This is a genomic window from Bacillus cereus group sp. N21, from assembly GCF_016483395.1.
Taxonomy (GTDB): Bacteria; Bacillota; Bacilli; order Bacillales; family Bacillaceae_G; genus Bacillus_A; species Bacillus_A pseudomycoides.
In genome coordinates this window covers 1-4,150 of the sequence record NZ_JAEHBX010000142.1, presented here as the reverse complement: position 1 = coordinate 4,150, position 4,150 = coordinate 1, and the positions used below count along the sequence as shown (strand labels likewise).

The following is a 4,150-nucleotide window of genomic DNA, read 5'->3' as shown; positions in this document are numbered from 1 at the left end:
TGGGTAGCTATGTGCGGAAGGGATAAGTGCTGAAAGCATCTAAGCATGAAGCCCCCCTCAAGATGAGATTTCCCATAACGTAAGTTAGTAAGATCCCTGAAAGATGATCAGGTTGATAGGTTCGAGGTGGAAGCGTGGTGACACGTGGAGCTGACGAATACTAATAGATCGAGGACTTAACCAATAAGTAATTTATATTACACACTGATATCTAGTTTTGAAGGAATATCCTTCATATATCTAGTGATAATGGCGAAGAGGTCACACCCGTTTCCATACCGAACACGGAAGTTAAGCTCTTCAGCGCCGATGGTAGTTGGGGCTTTGCCCTTGTGAGAGTAGGACATCGCTAGGTAAATAAAAAACCCTTTTGCATTTATGCAAAAGGGTTTTTTTGTGGTGTATTATTATAGTTTAAATATGAAATGTATCGAGTATATTGTCTTTTTCTTCTTTATTAATTCCAATGTAAGTTAATGTAATTTGTGGTGTGCTGTGGTTAAGAAGTTCTTGCAACATAGCGATATCTTTTGTTTGTTTATAGAACCAATAGCCGAAGGTTTTGCGCATGGTGTGGGTACCGATTGATTCTACATCGGCAAAATCTCCGGCTTTTTGCAATTGTCGATAGGCTTGGATTTTACTAATGGATTGATCTCCTTTACGTGAAGGAAATAACCAGGTACTTTCTACTGTCTGGGCGTATTGATATACTTCGTCAAAAATAGAAGTAAGATTAATGATACGTTCTTTCTTCGTTTTTCCCTCTTTTACTTTTAATTCTTTTCTACGTTTTCGTTTTAATTTTAAAATCATATGAGTTTCTAATTGAAGTAGATCACTTACTCGTAGACCTGTATTGATTCCAATCATGAATAAGGTGTAGTCTCTTTCTGAACAGTGACGTTTAAGAGCCCATTTCATATCTTCAATCTGTTCTTTACTTCGGATGGGCTGGACATCAATGAGATGTGGTTTTTTGTTCATGAGTTTCTGTACCTCTTTATTTATATTGTTTTGAATGTATACTTTTTTATTTGTTTTTGATGATATCAGGGAGATCGGGGTGAAGTCAATGTTATAGAGGATTTGAATGTAAACAAATATTAAAAAGTTTACTTTCAAAAATAAAAAGAGTTCTGGACTCCAGAACTCTTTTTATTTTCAGTTATAGAAAAAAAGCCACTCATGATATAATTGAGTTGCGAGGCTACAACTAGACATAAGAGGTTCTTTTCGTTTTTATAAAATTCTAATTACATAATAGCATGAAAAGAGTCTCTGTACTAGTTGTAAATACTAGAAAAGAGGAAAAAATTATGACAAATTGTATTGATTTAGAACAGGTTGAAAAAAATGCAAGACTAAGGGATATCGAGAATTCGAAGATTTTGTCAGAAGAAGAAATGCAATTAGCAAATGAACTTCAATTAAAGGCTAATTCAAGAGGAATGAAATTAGTTCCTGAACGGAAAGTGAAGAATAAAGCGAGGTTTGTTCAGATCATTCAACAAAATATCCAGTATTTATTTGAAATTGATTATTTAACAAATGCTGAGAAGGTATTTTTATTAGATGTTTCAATGTGTGTAGGCTTTTTAAGTAATTGTTTAGTTAGTGATATTAACTCTAAAGAACAAATCCCATTAACTCAGCGAGAATTGGCTAAAAAGATTGGAAGACATGAAACAAAAGTTAGTCCATTAGTTAGAAAATTAATCGATAAAGGAATTATAGCTCGTTCAGAAAGTGGTGTTGATGATAATAATGTTAGGGCATATGCTTTGTTTATAAATCCTCACATCATGTTTTCAGGGAATAGAGATGAAATCAATCCAACACTTAAAGCAATGTTTAGAAAGGTTCCTAAGCAACTTAAAAATTTACCTATTAAATTATTTTAAGTCTACTTTAATTAGTAGACTTTTTTTATTAATTTCGTACTTACCAAAAACGGTAAGTTTACTTACCAAAAACGGTAAGTACGAAAAATCCTGAAACCCTTGATATTACTGGGTATTTTCTACTTTGCTATGCTTGTCCCTTCTCACTCTATATAGAAATAGCTAAAAGTTCCGCAAGGAACGGGTCGTATTTTCTTTCGCTTTGCTACAGAAAATCTCCACCCTTTTCGCTTTGCTACATCCTTGCGGAACTTTTTTCGGCTCGAGATTTGGAGGCACCAAGCCGACACATCCAAAAGCAACTATCCATGATTATCGGCTTGAATTTGCTATTATACGAGCCGAATCGCTTGTGCTTTCGGATAATAATTTCACTTACCATATAGATAGATACGTAATACGTGGGGTTTCGTCCCCACACGACGAACCAGCCTCTCCACCAAAAGCAATGGAAAACCTTCAATTAAAACCTTCTCTTTTCCTTTTTAAGCGTATATTTTTATTTTTACGATAAATAGTACTATTTGGGATTTAAATTCTTTAAAAAGAATTCTGAAGCGTCTGGATGATATCTTGAGTTTTATCATTGTCTAATTTTATGTTTACTTATTTTTTGGATTAATCTTTTTTAATATCTTAAAGTAATGTTTGATTGCAAGTTATAAAGAATGTGTTGTCTACAGAAGGTACACATTTGATGCTATGAAGGGTACCTGCTGTAGACCTCGACTCTACTTTTAACGAAAAATACGTGTAATTGGAAAACTTTGAGTCAACCGTGAGTGCACATCCTGGAAATTTTCGTGTACCCACGTTTAAGCTAGGCTCTGCCTAGCCCCAACCCCTAGTTGGGCCCAAAAACCCCTTATGCTCTTCTCTCTTTTTTGATTCGGAATTTCCAATTTTATAAAATAACTGGTTTTTTAGTCGAAAATTATTATGTTAAAAAACAGATTGAAATAAAAAAGTATTAAAAAAAGAAAAAAGAGATTAGAAACTATCTATTAGTAAGTACAAGATCCAATGAATATTATGGATGAAGAATTAGATTTGAGTTTATTTAAAGTTTTAAGATAAAGGAGTTATAACTGTTGTAACGAATTTGAAGTATTGAAAAGGAGGTTATGACTATTATGACACCTATTATTTATGAAAATGTATCTCAGGTTGCCAAAAGATTGAAAATATCACCTTCTACGGTTAAAAAATACTATTTATTAATTGAAAGTTATAAATGCTATGCTTTTAAAAGAGATGAACGAGAACGAATTATTTTCGATAATTATGATCTTAATTTATTGCAAAGATTAATAGAATTAAAAAATATGCCACAAGTTACATTGGAAGATGCTTGTAAATTACTTTTAAAAGAAGAAGGATTAACAATTAATAATACAGATATGACTGTTCTAACTTCTGAATCTGACGATTTGAAAGAAGTATTGAGAGAATTAAAAGATACAGTGGAGTTACAGCAAAAACAATTACAGAATCAAAATGAGCAAATAGCTAAACTAACAAATTTATTGGAATCTCAACAAAAATTATTGGCTCATTCTAATACTATAGAAAAACAACAGGTTACTGATCGTGATAAAGCTGTTATGACTATTATGCGAGAACTTCAAGAAGTAAAACAGCTAGTTGCAGCAAGTAATGAAAAGAAATGGTATCAACTTTGGAAGTGATTTGCTGAATCCTGGCGTTTATGCCGCGAAAGTTCCTTGACCATGAGGGGCACCCTCATGCAAACTCGCCAGAGGTGGCCCCACAAGGGCGAATTTTGCCCGTTGGGGTTGCCTTTGGGAGTTTGAGGGTGTAGAGGCTCGTGGTCAAGGAAATCGTGGAATAAAAAGCTAGGATGGACTCCAAGTAAAACAAAAATTAAATGATTATTATCTTTATTGTTTTTATAATTAAAATTCAGATGTGCTTCTATTTTTCATATATGGTTAATTTTACCTTTGATAAAATTATTGTAAAGATTTATAAGACATGGTATATTATTTATCCGTCGCTAACGACGTAATAGATTTCAATGAAATAAATACAAATTTATTTTAAATTTCTATTGACATTAAAGGTTATAAAATGGTAAGATTAAATCTTGCCCCAAAAAAGTTCTTTGAAAACTAAACAAAATGTAAAACGTCAATTTTTATTTTTGAAGCTAGACAAACTAACTTTATTGGAGAGTTTGATCCTGGCTCAGGATGAACGCTGGCGGCGTGCCTAATACATGCAAG

Annotated in this window: 3 protein-coding genes and 3 rRNA genes; 5 read left to right on the top strand and 1 reads right to left on the bottom strand. The window is 33.0% G+C overall.

Annotated features, from left to right (window positions below; all coding sequences use genetic code 11):
- Together JDS96_RS29745 and rrf are read left to right on the top strand one after the other, a co-directional pair.
- Positions 1–184: ribosomal RNA gene (locus JDS96_RS29745) — 23S ribosomal RNA — on the top strand; the annotation flags it as partial.
- A 55-nt stretch (positions 185–239) separates the two neighbouring features.
- A 5S ribosomal RNA gene (rrf, locus tag JDS96_RS29740) occupies positions 240–355 on the top strand.
- A gap of 59 nt (positions 356–414) precedes the next feature.
- Here the strand turns inward: rrf and JDS96_RS29735 are convergent.
- Positions 415–987 carry a tyrosine-type recombinase/integrase gene (locus JDS96_RS29735; RefSeq protein WP_199668997.1) on the bottom strand — a complete coding sequence of 191 codons (573 nt, stop codon included), beginning with the start codon at positions 985–987 and terminating at the stop codon, positions 415–417.
- A 332-nt stretch (positions 988–1,319) separates the two neighbouring features.
- On the opposite strand from JDS96_RS29735, the gene JDS96_RS29730 reads away from it, so the two are divergent.
- The 3 genes from JDS96_RS29730 to JDS96_RS29720 all read left to right on the top strand — a co-directional run.
- Complete coding sequence (locus tag JDS96_RS29730; protein ID WP_199668996.1) at positions 1,320–1,904, top strand: MarR family transcriptional regulator; 585 nt, start codon at positions 1,320–1,322, stop codon at positions 1,902–1,904.
- A gap of 1,133 nt (positions 1,905–3,037) precedes the next feature.
- Positions 3,038–3,592 (top strand): DUF3967 domain-containing protein, encoded by a 555-nt coding sequence (locus JDS96_RS29725; protein WP_199668995.1) that lies wholly within the window; start codon positions 3,038–3,040, stop codon positions 3,590–3,592.
- A gap of 497 nt (positions 3,593–4,089) precedes the next feature.
- Positions 4,090–4,150: ribosomal RNA gene (locus JDS96_RS29720) — 16S ribosomal RNA — on the top strand; the annotation flags it as partial.